The 24,339-nt window shown below is 66.6% G+C and carries 19 protein-coding genes and 1 pseudogene; 7 read left to right on the top strand and 13 right to left on the bottom strand.

Annotated elements, in window-relative coordinates; genetic code table 11:
* The first annotated feature begins 98 nt into the window (after positions 1–98).
* The 3 genes from HY699_08935 (at position 99) to HY699_08945 (ending at position 6,341) form a co-directional block, all read left to right on the top strand.
* Positions 99–2,699 (top strand): hypothetical protein, encoded by a 2,601-nt coding sequence (locus tag HY699_08935; GenBank protein MBI4515923.1) that lies wholly within the window; start codon positions 99–101, stop codon positions 2,697–2,699.
* A 147-nt stretch (positions 2,700–2,846) separates the two neighbouring features.
* Positions 2,847–5,375 carry a hypothetical protein gene (locus HY699_08940; protein ID MBI4515924.1) on the top strand — a complete coding sequence of 843 codons (2,529 nt, stop codon included), beginning with the start codon at positions 2,847–2,849 and terminating at the stop codon, positions 5,373–5,375.
* A 237-nt stretch (positions 5,376–5,612) separates the two neighbouring features.
* The gene (locus HY699_08945) at positions 5,613–6,341 is read left to right on the top strand and encodes an SIMPL domain-containing protein (protein MBI4515925.1); all 729 of its coding nucleotides are present in this window, start codon (positions 5,613–5,615) and stop codon (positions 6,339–6,341) included.
* Positions 6,342–6,348: 7 nt separating this feature from the next.
* Here the strand turns inward: HY699_08945 and HY699_08950 are convergent, their stop codons facing one another.
* Both HY699_08950 and HY699_08955 read right to left on the bottom strand, forming a co-directional pair.
* A complete protein-coding gene (locus HY699_08950) occupies positions 6,349–6,966 on the bottom strand; it encodes a hypothetical protein (GenBank protein ID MBI4515926.1) in 618 nt (205 codons plus the stop codon).
* Positions 6,967–7,071: 105 nt separating this feature from the next.
* Complete coding sequence (locus HY699_08955) at positions 7,072–8,244, bottom strand: M28 family peptidase (GenBank protein ID MBI4515927.1); 1,173 nt, start codon at positions 8,242–8,244, stop codon at positions 7,072–7,074.
* A 143-nt stretch (positions 8,245–8,387) separates the two neighbouring features.
* On the opposite strand from HY699_08955, the gene msrP reads away from it, so the two are divergent.
* Positions 8,388–9,362, top strand: a complete 975-nt coding sequence (gene msrP, locus HY699_08960) for a protein-methionine-sulfoxide reductase catalytic subunit MsrP (protein MBI4515928.1) — start codon at positions 8,388–8,390, stop codon at positions 9,360–9,362.
* 3 nt (positions 9,363–9,365) lie between these two features.
* Here the strand turns inward: msrP and HY699_08965 are convergent, their stop codons facing one another.
* The 7 genes and pseudogenes from HY699_08965 to HY699_08995 form a co-directional block, all read right to left on the bottom strand.
* The gene (locus HY699_08965; GenBank protein MBI4515929.1) at positions 9,366–9,551 is read right to left on the bottom strand and encodes a hypothetical protein; all 186 of its coding nucleotides are present in this window, start codon (positions 9,549–9,551) and stop codon (positions 9,366–9,368) included.
* 33 nt (positions 9,552–9,584) lie between these two features.
* The gene (locus HY699_08970; GenBank protein ID MBI4515930.1) at positions 9,585–10,571 is read right to left on the bottom strand and encodes a flippase-like domain-containing protein; all 987 of its coding nucleotides are present in this window, start codon (positions 10,569–10,571) and stop codon (positions 9,585–9,587) included.
* Between the two features lie 76 nt (positions 10,572–10,647).
* A complete protein-coding gene (gene hpnH / locus HY699_08975) occupies positions 10,648–11,646 on the bottom strand; it encodes an adenosyl-hopene transferase HpnH (GenBank protein MBI4515931.1) in 999 nt (332 codons plus the stop codon).
* Positions 11,647–11,742: 96 nt separating this feature from the next.
* Positions 11,743–12,219: a ribosomal protein S18-alanine N-acetyltransferase gene (gene rimI / locus HY699_08980; GenBank protein MBI4515932.1), complete on the bottom strand. Its 477-nt coding sequence runs from the start codon at positions 12,217–12,219 to the stop codon at positions 11,743–11,745.
* A gap of 8 nt (positions 12,220–12,227) precedes the next feature.
* Positions 12,228–13,235, bottom strand: coding sequence for a ketoacyl-ACP synthase III (locus HY699_08985; protein ID MBI4515933.1), 1,008 nt, complete (start codon positions 13,233–13,235; stop codon positions 12,228–12,230).
* Positions 13,232–14,164 carry a 3-oxoacyl-ACP synthase III family protein gene (locus tag HY699_08990; GenBank protein ID MBI4515934.1) on the bottom strand — a complete coding sequence of 311 codons (933 nt, stop codon included), beginning with the start codon at positions 14,162–14,164 and terminating at the stop codon, positions 13,232–13,234. The genes HY699_08985 and HY699_08990 overlap by 4 nt, the downstream gene beginning before the upstream one ends.
* 1,129 nt (positions 14,165–15,293) lie before the next feature.
* Positions 15,294–15,563, bottom strand: a pseudogene (locus tag HY699_08995) (4Fe-4S dicluster domain-containing protein).
* A 501-nt stretch (positions 15,564–16,064) separates the two neighbouring features.
* Between HY699_08995 and HY699_09000 the strand changes: the two are divergent.
* The 3 genes from HY699_09000 to HY699_09010 all read left to right on the top strand — a co-directional run bounded on the left by HY699_09000 (position 16,065) and on the right by HY699_09010 (position 21,164).
* Positions 16,065–16,832, top strand: a complete 768-nt coding sequence (locus HY699_09000) for a 3-hydroxyacyl-CoA dehydrogenase (GenBank protein MBI4515935.1) — start codon at positions 16,065–16,067, stop codon at positions 16,830–16,832.
* A gap of 91 nt (positions 16,833–16,923) precedes the next feature.
* Positions 16,924–19,251 carry a ribonuclease R gene (gene rnr / locus HY699_09005; GenBank protein ID MBI4515936.1) on the top strand — a complete coding sequence of 776 codons (2,328 nt, stop codon included), beginning with the start codon at positions 16,924–16,926 and terminating at the stop codon, positions 19,249–19,251.
* A gap of 95 nt (positions 19,252–19,346) precedes the next feature.
* Positions 19,347–21,164, top strand: a complete 1,818-nt coding sequence (locus tag HY699_09010) for a GAF domain-containing sensor histidine kinase (GenBank protein MBI4515937.1) — start codon at positions 19,347–19,349, stop codon at positions 21,162–21,164.
* A gap of 36 nt (positions 21,165–21,200) precedes the next feature.
* On the opposite strand, the gene HY699_09015 is transcribed toward HY699_09010, so the two are convergent.
* The 4 genes from HY699_09015 to HY699_09030 form a co-directional block, all read right to left on the bottom strand.
* Positions 21,201–22,013 carry a crotonase/enoyl-CoA hydratase family protein gene (locus tag HY699_09015; GenBank protein MBI4515938.1) on the bottom strand — a complete coding sequence of 271 codons (813 nt, stop codon included), beginning with the start codon at positions 22,011–22,013 and terminating at the stop codon, positions 21,201–21,203.
* Between the two features lie 159 nt (positions 22,014–22,172).
* Positions 22,173–22,883, bottom strand: coding sequence for a hypothetical protein (locus HY699_09020; protein MBI4515939.1), 711 nt, complete (start codon positions 22,881–22,883; stop codon positions 22,173–22,175).
* A 39-nt stretch (positions 22,884–22,922) separates the two neighbouring features.
* Positions 22,923–23,570 carry an isoprenylcysteine carboxylmethyltransferase family protein gene (locus HY699_09025; protein ID MBI4515940.1) on the bottom strand — a complete coding sequence of 216 codons (648 nt, stop codon included), beginning with the start codon at positions 23,568–23,570 and terminating at the stop codon, positions 22,923–22,925.
* 24 nt (positions 23,571–23,594) lie between these two features.
* A complete protein-coding gene (locus HY699_09030) occupies positions 23,595–23,861 on the bottom strand; it encodes a HEPN domain-containing protein (GenBank protein ID MBI4515941.1) in 267 nt (88 codons plus the stop codon).
* Between the last annotated feature and the right edge of the window lie 478 nt (positions 23,862–24,339).

Below are 24,339 nucleotides of genomic sequence, written 5' to 3' on the forward strand. Positions count from 1 at the left end.
GACGCCGTTTCGGTGGACCTTCACCCGGCAGGACCTCGCCAGTCTGCTGGAAAAACTCCACGCGAAGGAGTGTCCCCTTGCCAAAGCTGCGTGATTGCATGATCAAAATACGTCACCGTAATTGCGAGATGGAGTACTTAGGTGGCTGGTCGGTGTGGCTTCTCATTCTCATAGGCAATCTCGGCGCAGCTCCGCGGCAACGCGCAACCACCGTCACAGAAATCTGCCCGGGGAGCTTTCCCGACGCCTGTGAGGTGTCCGGGCCCGTGCTCATTGCCAGCGGCGCAGAGCTCGATCTCGCAGGCCGGCTGCTGCGGCTCTCGCCCGTCGCTTCCCTAGATGCCGAGAACGGTGGGAGTTTTTCGATCGTCCAGGCCGCCGGCATCACCTTGGAAAAGGGCGCCGAGATCACGGCCATCGGGCGCGGCATGGACGCTGGAACGTTGACAATCACAAGCACCGGACCGTGCTTGCTCGCCGGCAAGATACTGGCAAGTACGGCGCGCATAGGCGGGGTGGCCGGCGCCGGCGGCAGCGTGTCGCTCACGTGCAACGGTATCAGTCTGGGCGCAGCCGGCGCTGTCGAAGCCAACGGCGCCGGCGGACGCGGCGGCCAAATCACGCTCGATGCCGGTAACGGCTCGCTGACGTCGCTGAAGGGGGCACGAATCCGAGCCAACGGCACCGGCAACCGTGGCGGCGATCTGACTATAGCCAGTACCGCCAGCTGCACCGTCGCGGCCACGGTGCAGCTAAGTGCGTTCATCACCAACACCGTCGGTGGCGCCGGCGGCTCGGCCGACATCATCTGCAACGGCATAACGCTGGCAGAGGGCGCCAGCATTGATGCCAACGCGGCCGGCTACTCCGCGGACTCCTCGAACGCCGGCGGTTACATCGTTCTCAACGCCCAGAGCGCTCCGCTCGTTGTCGAAAGGGGCGTCAAACTGGGGGCTAACGGCGTGGCCGCACCGGGCGGCGCGATCGAGGTCAGCAGCCTAGGTACTTGCCTGTGGTCCGGAAAGGCGAGTGTTAACTCGATTGCAAACAGCGGCTTGGCCGGCAACGGCGGCAGCTTCACGGTCACCTGCGACAGCATCACGGTCGACCGCGGCGGGGCAGAGGCCATCGGCGGCGGCCCAGTGGGCGCGGGAGGGGCAGTTACACTTTTCGCCACCGGCACCTCCGAGCTCCTGCGAATCGACAAGGGGGTCACGCTCAAAGCCACCGGTGTCGCTGTTCGCGGCGGGACGATCGCGCTGAGCAGCCCCGGCGGCTGCGAGGTGGGGGCTCGGTTGCAGGCCGACGGCAAGGAGATCTATCGCTCGGGACAACCGCCGTTCGGCGACGGCGGCGGCACGGTCAGTCTGGCGTGCGCCGGCTACCTGAATCTCCTGCCCGGGGCGAGCATCAGTGCCAACGCCAGCCGCTCGGCCGCAGCCGGGGAGATCACGCTGACTGCCGGGTCGGACATTTACGTGGCCAAAGGAACGGGAATCCTTGCCAGTGCCAAAGACGGTGTCGGCGGTCACGTCTCGGCCGTGGCCGGGGGCAATTGCTGGCTGGCCGGCACGATCGAGTCCCGCGGCCTCGGAACCGCGGCGCGCGGCGGTGAGATCACCCTCAGCTGTGCTGGCGACCTCTTTCTCAGCCGCGACGGCGACCTCGACGCCGGCGCGGCCACAACCGGCATAACTGGCTTTGTCGCCATACAGGCCGGTGGCGGCGTACAACTGGAGAAAGGGGCGCAGGTAGAAAACCCCGGCACCAGCCTCGCCGGCGCTAACGCCATAGACGTTGCCGCAGCCGGCAGCTGTACGATCGGCGGCAAGTTTCAATCCGACAGCGCAGGCGCACCGGGGGCCCCCATCCAGATCAGTTGCGGTAACATCACGATCGAGAACAGCGCCCTGCTGCAAGCCAATGGGCTCGGCTCGGACGCCGGCCAGGTGCGCCTTGTCGCTTCCGCAACCGCACCGGCGTCAAGCTGTACCATCGACGGCAAAATCCGTGTTAATGCCTCCTCGACCACCGACCGCTCCACCACTCCCCCAACAGTCTGGCGCGGCCGGGCCGGCGAGGTGCACGTCATCTGTGGCAGCGACATTAACGTCGGCGAAAGCGCAACCATCGATGCGATTGGCTCGGGCACGGACAGCGCCGGGGGCATCATCCAACTCATGGCCGCGACCGGCCCGGCGGTGTTGAATGGTAAGCTCAAAGCCCGCGCTGTCGGCAGCGCCGGCCAGATCAGCGTTACCGGCGTGGGTATAGTGACCACTGGCAAGAGCTCCCTGGAGGTCGGGGGGCGCACCGCGGGCAACGTGTTCCTGCGCTCGCTGTTCGATGGTCAGGCCAAGGGCGATGTGATGATCGGCAAGGCCGTCAGCGCCCGTGGCTCCGGTAGCGCCGACAACCGCGGCGGAGTCATCCTGGTCGAGGCGTGTACCGTGATCGTCGAGCCCGATGGCTACTTGCGTAGCGACGGCAAACTGGGCGGGTCGAATGAGCTGACGGCCCATGCCAAGCTCTGGGTGAAGGGAAAGCTCTCAGCGGTCTCGTCTGTCGCCACTAACCCGCCGGGCCAGAACCGGCTCGAGTATCGCGATGAACTGGTAGTCGAGGACCAAAACGGCATCAACCCAGCGCCACTGCGCGTGGTCAATCCCGAGCTGCAACCGTGTCTGCCTCTACCCTAAGCACCCGAAGCGCGCTGGGTCGCCGCCAGCTGGTGGTGGCGAGCAGCCTGCTGCCGAGCTTGTCGCTCGGTAGGTTTCTTGTTGACAAAGCCGGCGGCACCGTTGCATACGAGATGAAAGCACAGGCAGATGACGAGAGGGGCTCCGATGCATAACGGCATTGTTCGCCAACTACTACTATCCACACTGCTGATCACCGCTGGTAGCCGCACGGCACACGCCGCAGCCCTGCCCGCCACCACGATCAACGACCTGTGCCTTCCGAGTGCGAATCCGTGCGTAGTCACTGGCAAATTCGTCGTGCCGAGCACGGGGGACTTCGACCTCAACGGGCGGGCTTTCCGACTCGACCCCGGTGCGGCCATCGACGCCGCCAGCGGTGTGTCGTTCACCATCAGGCGAGCCAGTTCGCTGACGGTGGAGAAAGGCGCCCAGCTGTCCGCCCCCGGTCGCGCCACCAACGCCGGTGGGATCACGATCGAGAGCACAGGTGGCTGCACTTTAGACGGCAAGCTGCTCGCCAATGCTACGCGCGTTAACGGCATCGGCGGCACCGGCGGTACGCTCTCGGCGAGCTGTGTCGGCGGTATATCTCTGGGCAGCGGCAGCTCGCTGGAAGCCAACGGCGCCAGCGGCAGCGGCGGCTCGATCACCCTGGCCGGCGGCTCCGGCCCTCTGGCGATGACCAAGGGGGCAAAGATCAAAGCGAACGGCAACGGCGCCCGCGGCGGTACGCTGACGATAACGAGCAACGCCGGCTGCAGCCTCCCCGCAATCCAGCTGAACGCGGGTAAGCAAGCCGGTGTTGGCGGTAGCGGCGGCAGCGCGACGGTGACCTGTCGCGGCATAAGCGTACCGGACGGCGGCCTCATCGATGCCAACGCTGCCGGCGATGGCCTCGATGGTGGTACGATCGCCTTGTATGGTTTGAACGGAGCGGTCAGCATCGTCAAGAGCGCCAAGCTGAAAGCCGCCGGTAGCGGAGCCAGCGGAGGGAACATCAGCCTCGCCACGACCGGCTCGTGCACCATCTCGGGCAAGCTACTTGCAACCGCCACCAAGGTCGGGGTGCTGGCGGGTTCCGGCGGATCAGTTACCGTCTCGTGCAACGGTATTCTCTTCGACAAAGGCAGCGCTGAAGCTGTCGGCACAGCACCCGACGGCGTTGGCGGCTTGATTCAGCTGACCTCCATCGGCGCGGCTGGATCAATGAGAATCGATCGCGGGGTGAGTTTGAAGGCCAGCGGCACGGGCACCAACGGCGGCGATGTAATCCTCACCGCCACGCAGCAGATCGACTTCGGCGCCAAGATCGAGGCGGACGGCAAGAACTACGTCGAGTTCGGCTTCCCGGTCGGCGGCGTCGGCGGCACGGTCGATATCACCACTGCTGCCTCACTCAACTTGCTTCCCGGCGCCGCTATCACTGCCACTGGGGGCGCCTATGCCACGGGCGGGTTCATTTCACTAACCGCTGCAACCACCGCAGACCTCGATGCGGGCACGTCGGTTGTGACCAACGCCAAAGATGGCGCTGGGGGCGTGAACACACTGGAGGCACAAAGCTGCACTATCGAGGGCAAGTTTGAAGCGCGTGGCACCGGCAGCTTCGGAGTTGGGGGTGCCGTCAGCTTGTTTTGCCCTGATGGCATGGTTTTCCTCAAAGGCGGTAAGATCGACGCCGGCGGCCATAAGACCGCCGGCGGTGGAACCGTCACGCTGGCAGCGTCTAGCGGCGCCATCGGCCTCTACGAAGGCTCCAGCATCCGCAACGACGGCCCTGGGCCCGGTGATTCCAGCGCCGCGATCGAGTTCAGCGCCGCTGGAGCTTGCACTATCGCCGGCAAACTCCAAGGCGACGCCGAAGGCCTACCTGCCGGTGGGATAGGATTCACCTGTGGCAGCTTCGCCTTGGAGAAACCCGGACGAATTCAGGCCACGGGCAAGGCAGCGACGGCCGGCAACCTGCTCGTTGACGCCACCCAAGGATCACCCGGCACCTGCACTATCGACGGCAAGGTCAAGCTGACCTCTTCGTCGACCACAACCCCGCCGGCCGCAGGTGAAGGCGGGGAGGTCGCCATCAGCTGCAACGCGGCTTTGACCACGAACACCGGCTCGGCCATCGACACCAGCGCAGGGGGCAACGATAGCTCCGGCGGCGCCATCACGCTTTCGGCCGACAGCCAGCCGGTCACGCTCAGCGGGCAATTACTCGCCAAAGGCAAGACCACCGGCGGCGCCATCACCGCGACCGGCTTCGGCGTAACCACCACCCCCACCAGCCAACTCGACGTCAGCGCCGCCAACGGTGGCTCGGTTACGCTACGCTCGGAGCTGGAGGATGCGGTGCGCGGCGATATCACGGTTGGTAAGAGCATCAGCGCCAAGGGCGCGGTTGACGCGGGCACTATCCAGATCTCCGGCTGCGACGTGCTCGTCGATAGCGACGGCTCCCTACTCGCGGACGGACCGAATGGGAACAACCTGGTTGTCTCCCACAAACAGCTGACGGTTAACGGGAAGGTCTCGGCGGTCTCCTCGGTCAGCCCGGGAACAAATTCGTTCCAGTACCGCAGCGGCTACCCGCCCCTCGGCGTTACCGCAAGCAACGTCAAGCCGGCGCCGGTTCTGAGCACCATCCCCCCGGCGCAGCTGAGCCCCTGCCTGCCGTAGCTGCCGGAGGCGGCCCAAAGCACCGGCGACACCGGCCCACGGCCGAACATCTGGCCGCAGTTGGGGCGGGCTATTGCCGCCGCGCTCCAGCCTTGCCGTTGTCAGCAAACACGCCGCTGCGCACTACCGCCGCGGCTTCTGTGATCAGCTCGGCCGTCACCTCCGCTGCCTGCGCGCGAGCGTTTGCACCGCCGCAGCTGCCGGCGTAGGGGATAGGCGGTAAGAGGAGGAGAGAACATGAGTCGCAGGCATACCCAGTGGCTACCGCTCATGATCCTAGTCGGGCTGACTGCCGGCACTACAGTGGTTGCCGAGGAGAAGACGGACGAGCGCAAACGCACGATTGCTGTAACCGGCCAAGCGGAGGTGCAGGCCCCACCGGACCGCCTCACCGTCTCCTTTGCAGTCGAAACTACGGCCGCGCGTGCTACCGACGCCGCGGCCGAAAACGCCAAGCGCAGCAGCGCCGTCGCCGCGGCACTCAAGGCGCAGATCGCGGCCGGTGACAGCGTCAGCTCCACCCGCTACTCGCTCGATCCGCGCTACGACACCGCGCGCCCCGGGGAAAGCCGCGAGCCACGCATCACCGGCTACGTCGCCCGCAACGAGGTCCAAGTGGAAAGCCGCAAGATCGATAGCGCCGGGGCGCTCATCGACGCCGCCATCGCCGCCGGCGCCAACCGTATCAGTGGGCTGCAGTTCTCGCTCTCGCAGCGGGCCGAAGTACTGCGCGGCGCCATCGAAAAGGCCGGCGCCGATGCACAAGCCCAGGCCGAAAGCGTCGCCAAAGGACTCGGCGTCCGCCTGAAGGGCGTGTTGTCGGCGAGCACCAGCACCGCACCGATGCCGATGTCCCGCCGATTTGAGGGTATGGCCATGGCCGCCGAAGTCCGCGCGCCGACACCGATCGAACCCGGCGAGATGACGGTGTCAGCCAACCTGCACGTCACCTACGAGATTGAGTGACCGGCACCTAGCTGCCGTTGCCCTGGCCCAGGCTCTTGCGCAGCACGTTGACTCGGTTACGCGTTGACAGCAGCTGCTGGCGGAAGGCCTCGGCCTGGCGTGCGGTTTCCGCAAAGCGCTCGCCATCGGCGGCTTGCATCAGACTTGCCGCATCGCCACCGAGCCGCTGCATGCGCTCATCCAAGTCGTGCAGTACGCGCAGCAGCGCCGGAAGCTTCTCCGGCGTCAGGCCTTGGCCGTCATGCGGCATCTGCTCCTGAAGCGTGCGATTGAGCTGCATCGCCTCATCCTTGAGTGACTCGAAGCGCACCAGCAAGGCCCGCAACAACTCGGCTCGCCGGTTGATCTCTTCCGCCCGCACGCGGACCAGGTTGGCCTGGGCTAGCTGCCGTTCCTGCGCAGCCGTGATGGCGGCATTCAAGGCTTGGACGTGAGCACCGAGGCGTTCTTCGCAGGCGAACAGCTCTTGCAGCCGCTCGGCCGATTGCTTGAGCTGTTTCTCGGAGTCGAGCCGCCCGTGCTCGATGGCCGTGGTCAGACTCTCGAACCGGCGCAACTCGCCTTCGAGCGCTTCGGCCGCCGCCCGCAGCCCCGGCGGTTGCGCGTTGCCGTTGTCGTTGGCCACGTCCCTCCCGTGCCACCGTTAGCGGCAGAAGTCCAGGGGAATCTCGACCGGCGGCGGCGCGGCAATGTGTGACCACACCACACATGCTGTCACTGCAGCAGCCGTCTAGAGCGACGGCACGCCGTTGGCCTCGATCTCGGCGAGGGCGGCCTTGAGAAACGCCAGCATGCGATCGAGCGCCCCCGGCTGGAGCCGCTGGCGCGTGTCGGCACGAGAGTGCAGCTGGCGCACGTATGATTCGCCTTCACGATGGCTGGCGAGCGTAACACTAGGAATGCCGGCGGCCATGAAACTACGTGCGTCAGTGGTCACCGGCTGCACGTCCGGCTCGATCCCGCCACCGTGATTGCCACGGCGGGCGGCGCGGTCGAGCACACGCACCAACGCGGTTGCGGCCTCGTAGCGACGCAGCGGCGAGCGATCGGCGGTGAAGTAACTCAGCACCCGGCCGCCCCCCCACAGCTCGCCGTTGATCACGTATAGCGGCCGCGGTGGTAACAACGGCAAACGCTCCCGCACAAAGGCAGCCGAGCCCTGCAGGTTCACCTCTTCACCGGCAAAGAGCACGATCATCACTTCGGTGCGTGCCAGCTGCGGTTCACCAGCGGCCAGGCTCTCGGCCAACTTCACCAGGGTCGCCACCGCCGCCCCGTCATCGAGCGCGCCCGGGCTGCGCTCCGCAACCAAGGCCCCGCCGCTCATGGCGAGAGCGAAACCGGCGAAGTACAGCGGCACGATGACGGACCAGCCGCGCACGTGGCCTTCTGCTCGACCACGCCAACGCCGCCACCGGCCGGTGAGCGGAAAAGCCACTGCCAGCATCGCCATCGGCACGATCAGGAACTGGATCGGAGCGCGCTGATAGTGATCGAGCAAGTCGGTCTTGGTATCGTAGTGTGCGCTCAAGATCACGGTGCGCTCGGGATCGGTTACCGGAAAGCTCGCTACCACGTTGGCCTCGGGCAACTCTCCGAGACGGCTAAAGAGGGGGAGCCGCCCCTCGTAATCAAGCAGGAGATACGTCGGCAGCAGCAGCGCCAGCCCCAGCGCCCAGCCCCAGCGCCGCCGCCACATCAGCGCCGAGTACGCCAGCGCCAGAGTCAGACACACCACTCCGGCCACCCGCCCGGAGTATGGCCGGCAGGTGAAAGTGTGGAGCGTCACGTCCGCGCCAGTGGCTCGCAACGTCTTGTCGAGGTACTCGGCCGCCTGCGCCAATGCCACGCTGCCGTTCTCTCTCGCGCCGCCCAGCCCATCGAGAATCTCGTCGAACGTCATGCCCACTCCGATACCGCGCGCGGGGCTTACCAGGTTTTGTGCGGTGACAGAAGTGCACGCCAGCACTCCGGCACTCAGACTGACCGAGGCGCACTTGCCGCAACCGCCGCCGCGGCGCATGCTGGATTGAGCGAGGTAAGGCGATGGTAGCGATTAGGATTGCGCGCGCGTGGGAGTTGCCCGAACGGGTGGCGACGCCCGAGCCGGTATTCCTCGACCGCCGGCAGTTCCTGAAAACGGCCGGCGCGACCTCACTCGCGCTGCTCGGGGCCTGTGCCGGCAACGGCGAGAGCACCGCCGGCCCACCAGCCTCCGCCCCTCAATCCGCCAGCACCGCCATCACCGGCTTGTTCCCGGCGGCGCGCAACTCGCGCTTTTCCCTCGATCGCCCGCTCACCGACGAGCATGCCGCCGGCCACTACAACAACTTCTACGAGTTCACCCCAGACAAGGACGTCTACAAGTTCACCGGCAACTTCCACCCCTGGCCGTGGCAGATCGAAGCCACCGGCCTGGTCGAGAAGGAGCAGAGATGGGACGTGGCGCAGCTCGCCCGCGCGCTGCCGCTCGAAGAACGCCTCTATCGCCACCGCTGCGTCGAGGCCTGGGCCATGGCGATTCCCTGGACGGGCTTCGCGCTCAAAGCCCTGATCGAGAAGGCCAAGCCTCTATCGTCGGCCAAGTACATCCGCTTCGTCAGCTTCTTGCGACCCGAGCAGGCGCCCGGGCAATTGTTGCGCGACTATCCCTGGCCATACTACGAGGGCCTTTCGCTGGCCGAGGCCACCAATGAGTTGGCGTTCGCAGCGCTCGGCGCTTATGGCCACGAACTGCCGGCGCAGCACGGCGCGCCCTTGCGCCTGGCGATCCCGTGGAAGTACGGCTACAAGAGCCCGAAGTCGATAGTGCGCATCGAGTTCGTGGCTGCGCCCCCGCGCACGTTCTGGAACGACCTGGCACCGCAGGAGTACAGCTTCGAGTCCAACGTCAACCCCGCGGTACCCCATCCCCGCTGGTCACAAGCCAGCGAGCGCATGCTGGGCACCGGCGAGCGCCGGCCGACGCAGCTGTACAACGGTTACGCCGAGTTCGTTGCTCATTTGTATCGGCCGGCCTGAGCTTTACAGCCGGGCGCCCTCTTCGCTCATCTCGCTGCAAGGCTGCGGCCAGGGATAACTGACCGCGCCCGTCCAGCGATCGAGTACCCCCTCCGAATCCGAACCCGCCAGAATCGGTGTGTAGCGAAACCCGGCAGCAATCATCGCCGCCGCGAGCACAATGGCAAGAGCCAGCAGCAGTTCGCGCATGGCCGTTGTCACTACCACGCTGCCGTGCCCCCGTCACCCGCCGGGGCGAGCGGGGCGCAGGTCTTCGAGGCCGACACGGGCGATGGCGAGCGCGACTACGCCCTGTGCCACCAGGGTTGTGAGTTGAATGCCGTTCAGCACCAGCCCATAGGCAAGGGCGTCAGCCCGGGGCACACCGAACAACCCGAGCGCCAAGATGCAGGCGTATTGATAGGTACCAATCATGCCCGGGGCTTGCGGCAGCGCGGTACCGAAACCGATGAAGATGAAGACAATCAGCGCGGCGCTGAAGGGCAGCGCGAAGCCGAAGGCGTGGATCAATACGTAGCTGGAAAGAATCGGCATGAACCAAAGCGCGATCGACACGGCCAAGACGCCGGCCAGCAGGCCGCGATCGGGCAAGATGCGCATGCCGTCGACCACCGCGCGCACCACCCGCAGCAAGCGCGTTCCCGCCCGCGCGGGCAAGTAGCGCACCACCCGGCGTGCGAAGAAGGCCTCGCCGCTGAAGTACAACACCAGCACCAGCACGACCAGCACGGCGGCACCGGCAGCGGGAAACAACGCGCCGCGGCGCACCCACGCCGGCAGGTTGGCCGCCGACAGCAGCCCCAGCAGGATGTAGAAGAGGATCACCAGCGAATCCATGGTCTTCTCCACCACCAGATTGCCGACGACGTTGGCGAAGCTGATGGCGGTGCGCCGCGACAGCAGCCACGGGCGCACGACTTCACCCAAGCGCGCGGGCAGCACGTTGATCGCCATGTAGGCGATGCAGGTGACCAGCCAGACCTGCCCCAGCCCGATGTGGCTAAGCGGCCGCAGCTCCAGCTGCCAGCGCCAGGCGCGCAACACTTGCAGCACCAAGCTAATGGCCACTGCCGGCACCAACCAGCGCACGTCGAAGCGCTGAAACGCCGCGCCCAGCTCCGCCAGCGGCACGGTGCGAAACGCCAGGTAGAGAAACAGCCCGCTCAACAGCAAGCTGATGCTCACGTTGCGTACGGTCTGCTTTTGCATCACACCTCGCCTCGGTTAGCTTTCAACCCGGCCCGCGCGCTCGCGCACACGCTGCCGTCCAGTACCGGCGCCGTTCTCAGCCGGTGAAGTTCCAGCGCGCCATGGTGACCAGGTCCTTGAGGCTCGTGCCCAGGTGACGCACCACCGAGGGCTCGAAGCCGCTGTGCATCATGCAATTCCGGCAGCGCTGGTCTTCGCGCTTCTCCCAGTAGTCCCAGTCCACCCCGTTCCAAAACTCCTCGAAGGTATTGAAGTGCTGCTGCTCGATGAGGTAGCAGGGCGCCTTCCAGCCCTTGGGGGTGCGCGTCGGGTTGCCCCAAGGCGTGCAGGGATAATCGCGCAGGCCAGCGGCGAACTCCAGAAACAACGGCGTCGAGTGCAGCCGGTAGCGCCGCGACAGTTCCAAGACACGGCTGAACTTCCGGTGAATCTCGTCGCGGATGAGGAAGTGGTTCCCCTTGATCGGCGCGTAGTGATAGCCCGGAGCCAGCACCATCCCATCGACGCCGAGGCCGTCGAGCAACGCCAGCAGCTGCTCGACTTCCGCCATCTCGGTCTGGCGATAGATGGTGGTGTTGGTGCTCACCTGGTAGCCGAGGCTCTTGGACAGCTTGATCATCTCGATCGCCTTATCGAAAGTGCCGGGGCGGTTGACCACTGCGTCGTGGGTGGCCTGCATGCCGTCGAGGTGCACATTGATGCTCAAGCGCCGGTGCGGCGTGCCCTTACTGAGAAAGCGCTCGAGCAGCGTACCGTTGGTGCACAAATAGACCTGCCGCTTGCGCCCGACGACGGCGTCGATCAGTTCGGGCAGCTCCGGATATATCGTCGGTTCACCGCCGCAGATAGAAACCACCGGAGCGCCCGACTCGTCGACCGCGCGCAAGCACTCGGCCAGCGGCAAGCGATCCTTGAGGTCGCCGTTGTATCGCTCCGGCGAGCAGCCAATGCAGGCTAAGTTGCAGGTATGCAGCGGCTCCAGCATCAGCACATACGGATAGCGCTGGCGACCGCGCCACCAGTTCTTGAGCTGCCACTGCATCATGTCGGTCATGAGGTGGACTGGGAATCGCATACTTCGCATCCGCCGCTGGCCGCCGGGCTCGACGCCGAACTCGCGGGCCGCCATCACGGGCGCGCTTGCGCCCCGCTGGCCCAAGAGCGGCGCCGGCTACAGCGACAGCTCGCCGCCAGCCCCGGCGCTCAACTCGCGGGTCATGATGATCGCGTCGTCCCCGCGCCCGTAGTAGTTCCGCCGCACGCCCTTTTCGGCGAAGCCCAGCTTGCGATACAGGCGCAGCGCGGCCGCATTGTGGCGGCGCACCTCCAGCGTCACCAACCGCGCGCCGGCCGTCCGTGCCTCGTGGATGATCGTCTCGACCAGCAACCGTCCGAAACCGCGCCCGCGGTAATCGGGATGGACGGCGACGTTCAAGATGTGCACTTCCTCGGCAACCAGCCAGCGGCAAATGTAGCCGAGAGCGGCCGGCGATCCGTTGCAGGAGCGCAACAGCAAGGTGCGTGAAAACGGCAGTTTCAACTCATGCAAGAACAGGCCCGCCGTCCACGGCTGCGGGAACGATTGCCGCTCGATCTCCAGCACCTGCGGGAGATCCTCGGCTTGCATCGGATCGACGCGCAGCTCCATCGGTTACGCTACCATCGGATCAGAGCCGCAGCCCAGGTGAAGCCGGCACCGAAGGCGGCCAGGCAGATCAACGCGCCCTCCCGCACCCGGCCCGCCTCGATGGCCTCGGACAAGGCGATTGGAATCGAGGCCGCCGTGGTGTTGCCGTAGCGCTCGATGTTGGTGAATAACTTTTCTTCTGGTAATCCTAGACCCATGGCTACCATCTGGCTGATGCGCTGATTGGCTTGATGAGGGATGAGCAGATCGATGTCAGCAGTCGTCAGCCCGTTGGCGGCGAGGGCTTCGTGGATGACTTCGGGGAAGCGGGTAACCGCCTGGCGAAAGACCTCGCGGCCGCGCATCTTCGGAAACACGCGGGCATCGACAATCATCTCCTCGCTCAGCCGCGGGCGGCTACGGCTGCCCGGGCACTCCAGCCACAGCATCTCGGCAAAGCGCCCCTCGGCGTGCAGGTGGGTCGAGAGAATGCCGCGCTGCCGATCGGGCGACGGCCCGATAACCAGCGCGCCGGCGCCGTCGCCGAAGATCACGCCGACCTCGCGCCCGCGCGTAGTCAAGTCCAAGCCGGTCGAGTGGATTTCGGCGCCGACCACCAGCGCATACTCACACGCGCCGGTCTTTACATAAGCGTCGGCAATCGCCAGGCTGTAGATCAAACCCGAGCACTGGTTGCGCACGTCGAAGGCCGGCATGCCCGACATGCCCAGGCGCGCCTGCAGCACACACGCCGATGCCGGCATGTCGTAGTCCGGGCTCAAGGTGGCGAAGATCACGCAGCCGACGTCCTGCGGCCGGATGCCCGCTCGCTCGAGGGCCTCGGCCGCGGCGCGCGCGCCCAGGTCAGCCGCGCCGGTGTCGCCGTCACTGTAGTGGCGTTGCTTGATCCCGGTGCGCTGCTGAATCCACTCGTCCGAGGTCTCCATGCGCCCGGCCAGGTCGTCATTGGTCACCACCTTGTCCGGCACGCAGCGAGCGACGCTAACAATGCGTGAGTTGCGCAACGCTGGGCTCATAGCTGTACCACCGCCGCGCCCCAGGTAAAGCCGGCACCGCAAGCGGCCAAGCAGACACGGGCGCCCGCACCCACCTCAGCCGCGGCCATCGCCGCGCTCAGGCTCGCGGGTATGGAAGCAGCCATCAGATGGCCGGCGTTGTGCGTCGTGCAGTTGGTCGTCTTGGCAGCGATGCCAAGTTGGTCAGAAACCTGATCGGCTACGTCGGCAAAGACGTGGCTGACGAAGAAGCGATCGATACGACTGCGCGCCACGCCCGCCACCGCCAGCGCTTCATCGATCACCGCCGGCAGGGTAGCGAGGCCGAAGCGGCGCACCGCCGCGAAATCCAGCGCGGGAAAATGGCGGCCGGCCTGAAAGTCCGCCACCGTCACTCGCGTCGGATGCCGGCGGCTGCTCGGGTACTCGCACCAGAAGCGGTCGTACTGGCGCCCATCGCTATGGACCACGATCGCGAGCGCCCCCGCGCCGGCAGCACCCGGCCCCACCAGCGCGGCGGCGGCGCCGTCGCCGAACAACGACGCCACCGGCAAGCCGCCGGCGGAGTAATCGAGCCCCGGCGACAGCACTTCGGCTCCCACCAGTAGCACCCGGCGATAGCTGCCGGCACGGATGAACTTGTCGGCCACCGACAGGCCGAAGAGAAAGCCGGCGCATTGCGCGCGAACGTCCAAGGCGCCAACCGTATTGCACGCCAGCTTGTGCTGCAGGTAGCAAGCGGCACCCGGAAATGTCACATCGGGTGTGGCAGTGGCAAACACAATGAAATCGACGCCGCCGGCCGCAACTCCCGCCTGAGCGAGCGCGTGCTCGGCCGCCGGCAGCGCCAAGTCGGAGCTGCCGCCGCTTGCAGCAATCGGCCGGCGGCCCGCCGCCGTCTCGACCAGCGGCGGTAGGTTATGCCCCAGCCCCAAGAGGGCGCTGCCCATTTGACTACTGCTTCACCATCACCACTTCGAGCGTCTTGTCGACGAAGCGGTGCTTGAAGCCGCTCACCGGAGCCGGCAACTTTATGTGAGTGGTGAAATTGGGCGGGAAAGCCGGCGAGACGGCGGCCACCTTGCGTACGTTGGGATCTTCCACCCGGCCTTTGATCACGAAGAAGCCGTTCTCCAAGCCTAACTCGTAGTCGTAATCCGGCATTTCGTCGGGGATGCCCATCTCGTCCTTGACTGCCGAGTGCGGCACCCGGCGCGGAAACTCCAGCCGCAACAAGAAGCCCCGGCCTTGCTCCTTGAGCGTATAGACTTCGCCGTAACGGCGTTCGCGTTCGAGCTTGTCCTCGAACTCGCCGCCATGGAAACCGTCGACGGCCACCGTCCCTGTCTCGGTCGAGCGCCGCAGCAAACCGGTCAACGGCGCGAACAGCGCCGCCAGCGGCAGGGAGTAGGTCGCACCGCGGTAGGTCACCCGATCCAGCGGCACAGCGCCGAACACCGCCTCGCGCAAGCGCAGCATCGTCTCGATCATGGCGATGGTAAAACCCAACACGATCAGCCCGGTCAGCTGCGTGGTGAACGCGTCGCGCCCGAGCGCCACCGCCCCGACCGTCGCCGCAATGGCCGGATAGATCAGCATGTTCTGTAGGATATTCAGGCCGGTGGCACCGGCCGCGGTGAAGAAGCGCCGGTCGCCCACCGCTTCTTCGATGGCTCGCTTCTGACCCGGCGGCAAGCCTCCAACCAACGGCTGAGCCAAGGCCACGCCCCACTTGAGCAGCGCCGATCCACCGCCGGTGGGAACAACCAGCACGGCCGCGGCATCCTCGAAACTCCCGGCGAGTTCGCCCGGAAAGGTCTTGGGCGCGCGCGGGCCTTTGGCTGCCTTCGGCGGCGCCACGGCTTTCTCGACTCGGCCGCCCGCCGGCGCCGCCGCCTTTGGTGCCGCCGCGGGCTTTGGTGCCGCCGCAGGCTCGGACTTCGCCGCCGCCTGCGGCGGAGCTGCTGCCGGTACCGGTGCCGCCGCCGCCGGCGGCGCCTCGGCGGTTGCCCCCTCCGCTTTTGTAAACCGCGATGGGTAGCCTGGGGGGAAATCCTTGTCGGGGTGGAGCTGCTTGGCCCGCTCGATCAGCACCGCGTCGGTCTCCGGCCGCTGCGGATCGGGCACGCAACAGTCCACCGGACAGACGGCAGCACAGGCTTCGTGGTCGAAGAAGCCGACACACTCCGTACACTTATCGGGGACGATAAAGAACGTATCCTGGGTGATCGCCGGATGCTTGGCGCCGTTGAATTCCCACTCGGCCCCGCCCTGATAAATCGCCGTATTAGGGCACTCCGGCTCGCATGCGCCGCAGTTGATACATTCGGAAGTGATAACCGTCGCCATATACCTCTCTCTTTCAGGGAAACCCGTGCCGGGCAGGCTTTAGCGTGTTTTCTACGGGGTTTCAACGAAGCGACCGCCGTTCTCCAGAGCCACGGCAAAGTCGCTGACAGGGCCGCGATACGCTGCCAGGAGAAGGCGGCTAGTCGGCCAACTAGCGCAGACGCGACGGGTCAGGACTACGGTGACCTTGCCGTTACTGCCTGCGACCGGGACGGTGTTGCCGCCCCCGTACCCAAGCCTCGGTCGCGGCCGCCCACAGCAGCACTGCGATGGCGGCGCAGGCCATGCGTGGGCAAGATGCGCGGCAAGCCCTCGCGGCCCCGGTGTGCTTGATTGCTTGCCGGCTCATGCTTTCGCCTCTTGCTGCCCCGATTGCCGGGGCCGGTTCAAGCCGATGCCGGGGCAGCCTCTGGCATCCCGAGCGCGCCTCCAGTATGGGTGAGCGGCCCGCGCGCCGCAGCTTGCGCCTTGGGCCACATAACTCAGCAGGGAGGATGCAGCATGAAGATTGAAGGCAGTGTCGCGATCGTAACCGGCGGCGCTTCGGGCCTGGGTGAGGCCACGGTGCGCACGCTGGTCGCCAATGGCGGGCGCGTGGCGATCATGGATCGCCCTCAATCCACCGGCGCGCAGCTCGCCGCCGAGCTGGGCAAGAGCGTCATCTTCGCCGCGGCCGATGTGACCAGCGCCGCCGAAGTCAGCGCGGCGCTAGAGAAGACCCTCGCCGCGTTCGGGACAATCCACATCACCATAAACTGCGCCGGTACCGGGGCGGCGATGAAGACCGTCAGCAAGTCGGGGCCGATGCCGCTGGAGGTCTTCAGCAAGGTGATCGAAATCAACCTGATCGGCACCTTCAATGTACTGCGGCTGGCAGCGGTGCAAATGGCCAAGAACCAGCCCAACGACGAAGGCGAGCGCGGCGTGATCATCAACACCGCTTCGGTGGCCGCCTTCGACGGGCAGATCGGCCAGGCCGCATACTCGGCCTCGAAGGGCGGCGTGGTCGGCATGACGCTGCCGATCGCACGCGATCTGGCTTCAGTCGGAATCCGTTGCGTCACCATCGCCCCGGGCACCTTCGATACGCCGATGCTGGCGATGCTGCCGGAGCCGGCCCGCCAGGCGCTGGCGGCGCAGATTCCGTTCCCGTCGCGCCTCGGCCGCCCGGCCGAGTTCGCCGCCTTGGCGCGCCACATCGTCGAGAACGCGATGATCAACGGCGAGACCATCCGGCTCGACGGCGCGCTGCGCATGCCGCCGCGCTAGCCGGTGAAAGCATCGGCTGCGGGCGTACCGCCCGCGCCCGCCCGCGGCGCGTTTGACAGCGGGGTATTGCGGGGGCACGGTGGCCGGCGTCATGCGCCCTGAAGCCGATCCGGACAGCGCGGCCTTGCTGAGCTTGCTCGAACAGCGTGCTCCGCGCCCGTTGTCGATTCAAGAGCTGGCGCGCTTACTCGAACTCGAGCGCTACGACCGCAAGCGGCTACGGCTGGCGCTCGAAGCGGCAGTCGCCAACAACACGCTGCGCCGCATCGGTAAGACCCGCTATCAGTGGATTCGCCAGTTCGAGCGCTCGCCCCAAGCACCACGCCCGCGGGGAGCCACAGGAGTGGATTGCGCGCGGCCTACGCGGCGCATCGCCGGGCGCTACGTTCGCGTGCGCGCCGGCTACGGCTTTGTTGAAGTGCTCGGCCGCGCCGCCGACCAGTATCCGCGCGACATCCTCATTCCTTCCGGCATGGAGGGCAGCGCCCTGCACGGCGATCGCGTCGAGGTGGAAATCGTCCGCCGTGATACGCGCCTGCGCCGGGTGGTCGGGCGCGTCGCCGCCGTCACCGATAGTGTGCACGAGCTGGTGATCGGCATCCTCGAACACCGTCGCGGCGGTTGGCGTCTGCTGCCGGAGAGCACGCTGTTGCCGCCGGTTGACATTCTCGGAGTGCCGGCGTTGAAACCGGCACAGGCGGGCTTGGTGGCGCGAGTGCGGCTGACCCGGCCGCCGGCACCAGAGCGTGCTCCCGGCGGCCAACTCGAAGAGGTGCTGGGCGCAGCCGATGATCCCGAGGTGCAGTTTCTCACTATCGCCGCCGAGCACGGGCTGCGCACGGAATTCCCGCCGGCGGTGCAGGCCGAGGCGGCTGAGCTGCCGCCCGATCCGGCCGAGCACGACCTCGCCGGGCGCGAGGATTTGCGCGCCCGGCCGTTCGTCACCATTGATGGCGAGAGCGCGCGCGACTTCGACGATGCGGTCTGCCTCGAAGAGACACGCGCTGGCTACCGCCTGTGGGTAGCGATCGCCGATGTCTCCCACTACGTGCGGCCGGAGTCGGCGCTGGATGCGGAGGCGGCGCGGCGCGGCACCAGCGTCTATTTTCCCGACCGCGCCATCCCCATGCTGCCGCCCCAGTTGTCCGCCGAACTGTGCTCGCTCAACCCGGGGCGGCCACGTCTGGTGCTGGTGGCGGAGATGCGCTTCGACCGCGGCGGGCAGCGACTGGCGGCGCGGATTTATCGCGGCGTGATCGTCAGCCGCGCCCGCCTCACTTACACCAAAGTGGCCGCGCTGCTGTCGCAGGCCGGCACCCCGGAAATCAACGCCTGGCGCGCCGAATTCGCTCCGCTGTTGCCGCAGTTGCAGCTCATGCACGGCTTCATGAACACGCTCTACCGCAACCGCGTGCAAGCCGGCTCCCTTGACCTCGACTTGCCCGAGGCGCTCGTCGATCTCTCCGAAGAGGGCCGCAGCGTCGGCGTGCGGCTGTTCCAGCGCAACGACGCCCACCGCCTGATCGAGGAATTCATGCTCGCAGCCAACTGCGCCGTCGCCGTCTTTCTGCAGGCGCAGCAGATACCTTTCCCCTACCGCATCCACGAGCCGCCCGATCCCGCGGACATCGACGATCTCAACCGCTTCTTGGGGCCCTTCGGTTTCCACGTCGACTACCGCGACCGCGTTCAGCCACGCGAGGTGCAGCACTTGCTCAACCAGTTACAGGGCCATCCGCTGGCGCGTGTGCTTTCACGCCAGGTGCTGCGCTCGCTCAAGCAAGCGCAATACACCACCGCCAACGCCGGCCACTTCGGGCTGGCGTTTCCGCTCTATTGCCACTTCACCTCACCGATCCGCCGCTATCCCGACCTGCTCGTGCACCGCCAACTCACGCGCTGGCTCGACGGCGCGCCGGCGAATGCCGGCGCCGAGGCGATCGAGGCGCTCAGCCTTCAGAGCTCGCAGGCGGAGCGTAAAGCCATGGAAGCCGAGCGCGCCATGCTCGATCTCAAGAAGGCCGAGTTCATGCTCGCACACCTGCTCGAACCCGAAGCGGGCACAATCGTGTCGATCGTGTCCTTCGGCTTCTTCGTCGAGCTCGATGCCTATCCGGTCGAAGGGCTGGTGCGCCTCGACGCCCTGACCGACGATCGCTACGTCTTCATCGAGCCGGAGATGAGCCTCAAAGGCATGCGCAAAGGCCAGCGCTTCCGGCTCGGCGACCGGGTGCGGGTGGAGGTCGTGAACGTTTCGCTGCAACGGCGTGAGATCGACTTGGCGCTGCTAGAGCGGCTAGGCCCCATCGAAGTCGGCTCCCGTCAACGTCCGAAACCCGGGGCGCGCAAGCGCTCAGGCTCTGGTGACGGGCTATCCTCAGCCCGTTCCCCACGCCGGCGGCGGGAACACAAGACGTGAGCCGGCAGCCACAGCGGCTTTTTTTCCTTCTTGCGACCATGCTGCCTCTGCTACACTACGCGGCGTGGGGCGTACCCCGCGGATAAAGGATCACCATGCCAAGACGCAAGCGCTCGGGCCGCAAGATCGTTCAGCGCGCCGCCGAGTGGGATTCGCACCTACTCGAGTCGGCCGGCATCGTCAGCACCGGCCCTGCCGGCCGCGAGGATGTAGTCCGTAGCTTTGCCAGCTTGGCGCCGTGGACGCCGGAAGATCAGGCGGCCGTCGCCGAGCTAGCCAATGCGCTTGCGGGCGATATCGAGGAGATCGCCCGCCCACTGGCCGAGGGCTTGGCGGCTCGGGTCAGCGAGCACGTCTCGGGCCCCGACGCGGTCGAGGCACTGGTGCAGGTCAACTCGTGGCTACTGGCCAACATGCTCGACAACTTCCGCACGGGCGACTTGAAAACGCTGTTCCAGGGAACCCTGGAGTACGATCTCGGCTTGCTGCGCTCGCAGCGCGAGTCCGATCCCGAGCTGCGCTCGACGTTGACGCAGCTGTATCTCTCGCTCGAGACCGCCGCCGCGTTGATCATGGCGCGAGCCCGCCGGCGCTGCGCCGGCAATCCGCAGCTGCCGGCGATGCTCGCCGCTTACAGCCGCCTAGCGCTGCACTGCGGCGCGATTTTGGGACAGGCCTTCTACGAGGCCCGCTCGGAGGAATTTCGTGAGGCTTTGCGGCTGACCACGTCGCTGCTCGAAGCCTCGCGCGAACTCAACACGCGCACGGCCTCGGTCAGCAGCGTGCTGTCACACCTCTCGCGCATCGTGCAGCGCTTGGTGCGCTGCGACAAGAACATCACCTACTTGTGGCGCGACGCCGAGCAGGCTTATGTCGGCGAGACCGGCTTCGGCTTTAGCGTCGAGGAGCTGGCGCAAATCCGCCGCCGGCCGGTCCCGCGTGGGGCCTTTGCGCTGATCGACGCACTGCTCAACGGGCAGGAAGTGACCGGCCGGGACGATGCCCCCCACATTCCCGCGGCGTTGCTCCATCGTTATGGCGTGCGCGCCTATGCCGTGTCCCCAATGCTCACATCTCAGGGCAAACCCTTGGGTGCACTGGCGGCGTTTCGACGCACCCCGCAGCCGTTCGGAGCCACCGATCTGCACATCCTGCGCGGAGTCGCCCAGAACTCGGCGCTGGCGATCGAAAACGCCTTCCTGCTCGAACGTCTCGCGCGCGAGGCGCAACTCAAGCAGCAGGCTGCCGGCGCCGCCCGCGACAGCGAGCGCCGGCGCTTGGCGCGCGAGCTCCACGACGGCGTGTTGCAGGACCTCACGGCGGTCAAGCTCCGCATCGAGGGCGAAGGCCGGCAGGCCAACGGCGCCCGCCTACAGGGCGCCGCCGACGCCGTCATCCGGGTCATGGAAGAACTGCGCCGGGTGGTCGATGAGCTGCGTCCTCCTGACCTCAGCAGCGTGTCACTAGCCGAGGCCATCGCCTCCCATGCCCGCGTACTCACGCGCGGCCACGGCATCGGTCTCGAACTCGAGCTCGCCGAAATCGAGGTGGCGGATTGGGCCACGCGCGACGTTTACCGCATTGCCCAAGAAGCGATCGCCAACGCCGTGCATCACGCCAACCCCTCGCGCCTAGCGGTGCAATTGGCCCGGCGCGAGAACAGCACTGTGCTCAGCATCAGTGATAACGGGGCCGGTTTCGATCTCGCGGCCGCGGTGCTCGGCGGCGGCATCATCGGCATGCGCGAGCGCGCCGCCGCGCTCGGCACCGACTTCGACATCGTCACTGCGCCGGGACAAGGCACCTCGGTCCAATTAGTGGTCCCGTCGACCTCCGCCCGCCAGCGCCCGCGCCGGACGGCCCGGGCGCAAACGGCCAACGCCAACGGCGGCGCCGCGAGCGAGCCCGTGTGAGCGCACTCGGCTATATAAGGATCTCAGGCCGGGCGCTTACTCCGGATCTTGGAAGCGCGGCGCGCGTTTTTCCAGATTGGCCTGGACCGCCTCGACTTGATTGGGGCGGGCGATCAGCGTCAGTTGAATCGCTTCTTCGAGCCTCAGCCCTTCTTCGACACTGCCGGCGAAGGCGCGGTTGAGCAGGCGCTTAGCGGCACGGATAGCATCGGGCGAGCGCTGCGCCAGCTCGTGCGCCAAGGCCAGGGCGTCGTCCAGCGGCTTGTCACTGACGCGCGTCGCCAAGCCGAGCGCGGCGGCCTCGCTGCCCGAGATCACGCGCCCCGTTAGCGTCAGCTCCTTGGCGACATCGAGTCGCACCAACCGCCGCAACGTTTGCGTGCCGCTCATGTCGGGGATCAAACCCCACTTGATCTCCATCACCGAGAGTTGGGCATCGGGCGTTACCAGGCGTAGGTCGGCGCCGAGCGCGATTTGCAGGCCGCCGCCAAAAGCGACACCGTGCACGGCCGCGATTACCGGCACCGGCAGCTCGGCCCAAAGCCAGCCGGCGAGTTGGGCGTAATTGGCGGGACTACCCTCGGCGCGGTCGAGCAAGCCACGCGACATGCCACGCTCAGGGGTGCCGGCCGCCATTGCCATGAAGCTGGCGAAGTCGAGGCCGGCGCAAAACGCGCGCCCGGTGCCTGACAACACCACCGCCCGCAGCGCGCGGTCGGCGGCCAGCGCTTTGCCGGTCTCCACCAAGCCCTCGAACATCGCCTGATCGAGGGCGTTGAGTTTCTCCGGCCGGTTCAGCCGCACATCCGCGACGCCGTCTTTCAGTGACACACTAACACGGTCAGACATTACCGTTCTCCTTTCGCACCGCCGGCACCCGCGCCACCGTCGCCAGCGCGGCCATCATCGCAGCCGGCGCATCCGGGTGCGCATAATAGCGGGCGAGCAACCCAACGGGAACCCACGCTGACTTCACCGTGCCTCGCCCTGACAGTGCCGCGGGCTCTGTCAGCGCGGCGCCTCGCCCCCGGCGCGTCGCGCTATCCACGCTGTGCCGCGCCGGAGTATGCGCTGCCCGAAATCGACTGCCGCCTCGAAGGGCATGGGTGAGGCTAGGATATGCTCGTCGCCGAGGTTCAGCAACTGCGGTGCGACCTGGCGTTTTAGCTTAGCAACCGCGCGGGCGTCGTAACCAGCAGCGACCCGCAGCAACCCACGGCGCAGGGGCCAGAGCCACCAGCGGATCACGAACGAGGCCCCGAAGTCGAGGAGCACGGGCCTCCCCTCGGCGGTGCGCAGCACGTTGCGCTTGACGTCGCCGTGCAGCACGCCGCGCGCACGGAGGTTGGCCAGAATGACGGCCAACTCGTCGAAGAACGCGGCGGTAAAGGCTGTGGGTGCGCAGGCGCCGGTGTGGCGCCCAGCGATGTACTCCAGGAGCAAGCCGTCGCGGCCGGCGGACCCGAGTAGTCTGGGAACGCCCTCGACGCCTTGTAGCCGTCGATAAGCCGCCAACTCGCGCCGCGCCATCAGTGCTCCGACCGTGCGACGCAGCCACGCGGGCGCAGGCGAGAAATCCTTGCGCAGCGCCGGCTGGCCGTACCGCTGCACCACCTGCACCGCCGCGCGCGCCCCGCCACCTTCGCGCAACACCGCCACCAGTTGCCAGTCCTGGCTGTCTCGATCTAGCCGGCTCGTGCCGACTTCGTGCTGGGCCATCGTACGGTCCCGTAAGAGTTCAGCCGCGGGGAGAACCAATCATGGAAGCGAGAGCAGCTGCGGCCACCACGGCTGATTGCGTAAATGGGCGATGATTGCGCCGATGACCGGCAGCCACATCCACCTCGCCGCCCGGCCGCACTCAATCCGCAGGCCTTTGATCCGCACCTCGATCGTTTCGCCAGCATGGAAGTTCGCTAGCCGCGGCCGGTAGCGAGCGACCCGCTGCGCGTACTCACTGTACTGAGCGCCAAAGCGCGCGCGGAGATAGCGCTCCTCGCCCGGTACCGTCGCAGCGGTGTACGCAAACACCATCAACCCGATGGCGCTCATCATCGTAAGACTATGAAGGAAGAGGCCGACCGAGAGTGCCATGAGGCACGAGCCCCAATACAACGGGTGGCGGCACAACGAGTAGGGGCCTTCAGTCACCAGAGCTTCAGCCTTGCGCCCGCCGATGTAGAGGGTCGCCCAGAAGCGCAGGGTTGCCCCGGCCAAGAAGCTGATCCAGGCGAGCGCGTCGGCGGCGATGTCGAACCAGACTCCCCCGGCGATCATAGGCCGAGAAAACAGCGCCAGGCCCCCGGCGGGAATCAGCACCGCCGCAGCGATGCGCCCGCGCCAACTGAACCACCACCCCTCCGGCCGATTGGGTAGCGCAACAGTCTTGCCCACCTTGTTGCTCATGCCCCGCCCAGCCCACCATCGGGTTTACAGTGTGACTATTGACGTTCGAGCACAGGCATACATCCACGCCTTGAGCGCGTCTTCGCCCGCCGGCTGTGCCCGAAAGCACGTCCAGTTGTAGGCAGCGCCAACCAAGCTGACCTGCGCCGCGCGCCAGTCAGCTTCCGGTTCTTCGAGCCAGGTAGGTGCGATCGCTGGAGCATCCGCCACGCCGGCACCATGGCACGGGTGGGGGCGAGCCGCAAACGAGTGCGCCACCCGCAAACCCACCACCGCTGGTGGAGCACGCACGGCGGCTCGGTCTTAAACTGGTGGTGACAAACTAACAGAGCCCTAAACCAACTGCGATGGCGCTCAGCAAAGGCGTACCAGCGGCCCAGCTGATCGAGGACTTGCACTGGATCGATCCAACCAGCGCGGTATTCTTGACGAAGCTGGTCGGTCTGGTCGCCACTGGCCGCCTACGCGGAGATGGCAACCGACAAGCCCCTTGCCGCTGTTGACGCGCAGATCGAGGTGACGTCAGGAGACGGACTGCCCTCAGCCCGCTCTTCTTGCGCAAAAGCGATGCCGCATCAGATGGCTCGCGTGAGGGAGGACCGGTCGTAGACCGCGTCGACCTCCAGGTTGATGCCCAGCGCGGATCTGACCCTGCCCGACTTGTGGCCTCTGGACACGGAGGTTGGATTGCGGTAGACGTACATGCGTGACGGCGGTGGTGGAAGCGGCGGGGTTGGTTTTTCCGGTCGGTGCGATCGATGCGATTCGC

This window comes from Deltaproteobacteria bacterium (assembly GCA_016210005.1).
Classification (GTDB): Bacteria; Desulfobacterota; Binatia; order HRBIN30; family JACQVA1; genus JACQVA1.

Excerpts from the sequence above, each read along its gene's own strand:
- HY699_08935 (MBI4515923.1), top strand. The coding sequence starts at position 99 with ATGATCAAAATACGTCACCGTAATTGCGAGATGGAGTACTTAGGTGGC.
- HY699_08940 (MBI4515924.1), top strand. The coding sequence starts at position 2,847 with ATGCATAACGGCATTGTTCGCCAACTACTACTATCCACACTGCTGATC.
- HY699_08945 (MBI4515925.1), top strand. The coding sequence starts at position 5,613 with ATGAGTCGCAGGCATACCCAGTGGCTACCGCTCATGATCCTAGTCGGG.
- HY699_08955 (MBI4515927.1), bottom strand. The coding sequence starts at position 8,244 with ATGACGTTCGACGAGATTCTCGATGGGCTGGGCGGCGCGAGAGAGAAC.
- msrP (MBI4515928.1), top strand. The coding sequence starts at position 8,388 with ATGGTAGCGATTAGGATTGCGCGCGCGTGGGAGTTGCCCGAACGGGTG.
- HY699_08965 (MBI4515929.1), bottom strand. The coding sequence starts at position 9,551 with ATGCGCGAACTGCTGCTGGCTCTTGCCATTGTGCTCGCGGCGGCGATG.
- HY699_08970 (MBI4515930.1), bottom strand. The coding sequence starts at position 10,571 with ATGCAAAAGCAGACCGTACGCAACGTGAGCATCAGCTTGCTGTTGAGC.
- hpnH (MBI4515931.1), bottom strand. The coding sequence starts at position 11,646 with ATGCGATTCCCAGTCCACCTCATGACCGACATGATGCAGTGGCAGCTC.
- rimI (MBI4515932.1), bottom strand. The coding sequence starts at position 12,219 with ATGGAGCTGCGCGTCGATCCGATGCAAGCCGAGGATCTCCCGCAGGTG.
- HY699_08985 (MBI4515933.1), bottom strand. The coding sequence starts at position 13,235 with ATGAGCCCAGCGTTGCGCAACTCACGCATTGTTAGCGTCGCTCGCTGC.
- HY699_08990 (MBI4515934.1), bottom strand. The coding sequence starts at position 14,164 with ATGGGCAGCGCCCTCTTGGGGCTGGGGCATAACCTACCGCCGCTGGTC.
- HY699_09000 (MBI4515935.1), top strand. The coding sequence starts at position 16,065 with ATGAAGATTGAAGGCAGTGTCGCGATCGTAACCGGCGGCGCTTCGGGC.
- rnr (MBI4515936.1), top strand. The coding sequence starts at position 16,924 with ATGCGCCCTGAAGCCGATCCGGACAGCGCGGCCTTGCTGAGCTTGCTC.
- HY699_09010 (MBI4515937.1), top strand. The coding sequence starts at position 19,347 with ATGCCAAGACGCAAGCGCTCGGGCCGCAAGATCGTTCAGCGCGCCGCC.
- HY699_09015 (MBI4515938.1), bottom strand. The coding sequence starts at position 22,013 with ATGTCTGACCGTGTTAGTGTGTCACTGAAAGACGGCGTCGCGGATGTG.
- HY699_09020 (MBI4515939.1), bottom strand. The coding sequence starts at position 22,883 with ATGGCCCAGCACGAAGTCGGCACGAGCCGGCTAGATCGAGACAGCCAG.
- HY699_09025 (MBI4515940.1), bottom strand. The coding sequence starts at position 23,570 with ATGAGCAACAAGGTGGGCAAGACTGTTGCGCTACCCAATCGGCCGGAG.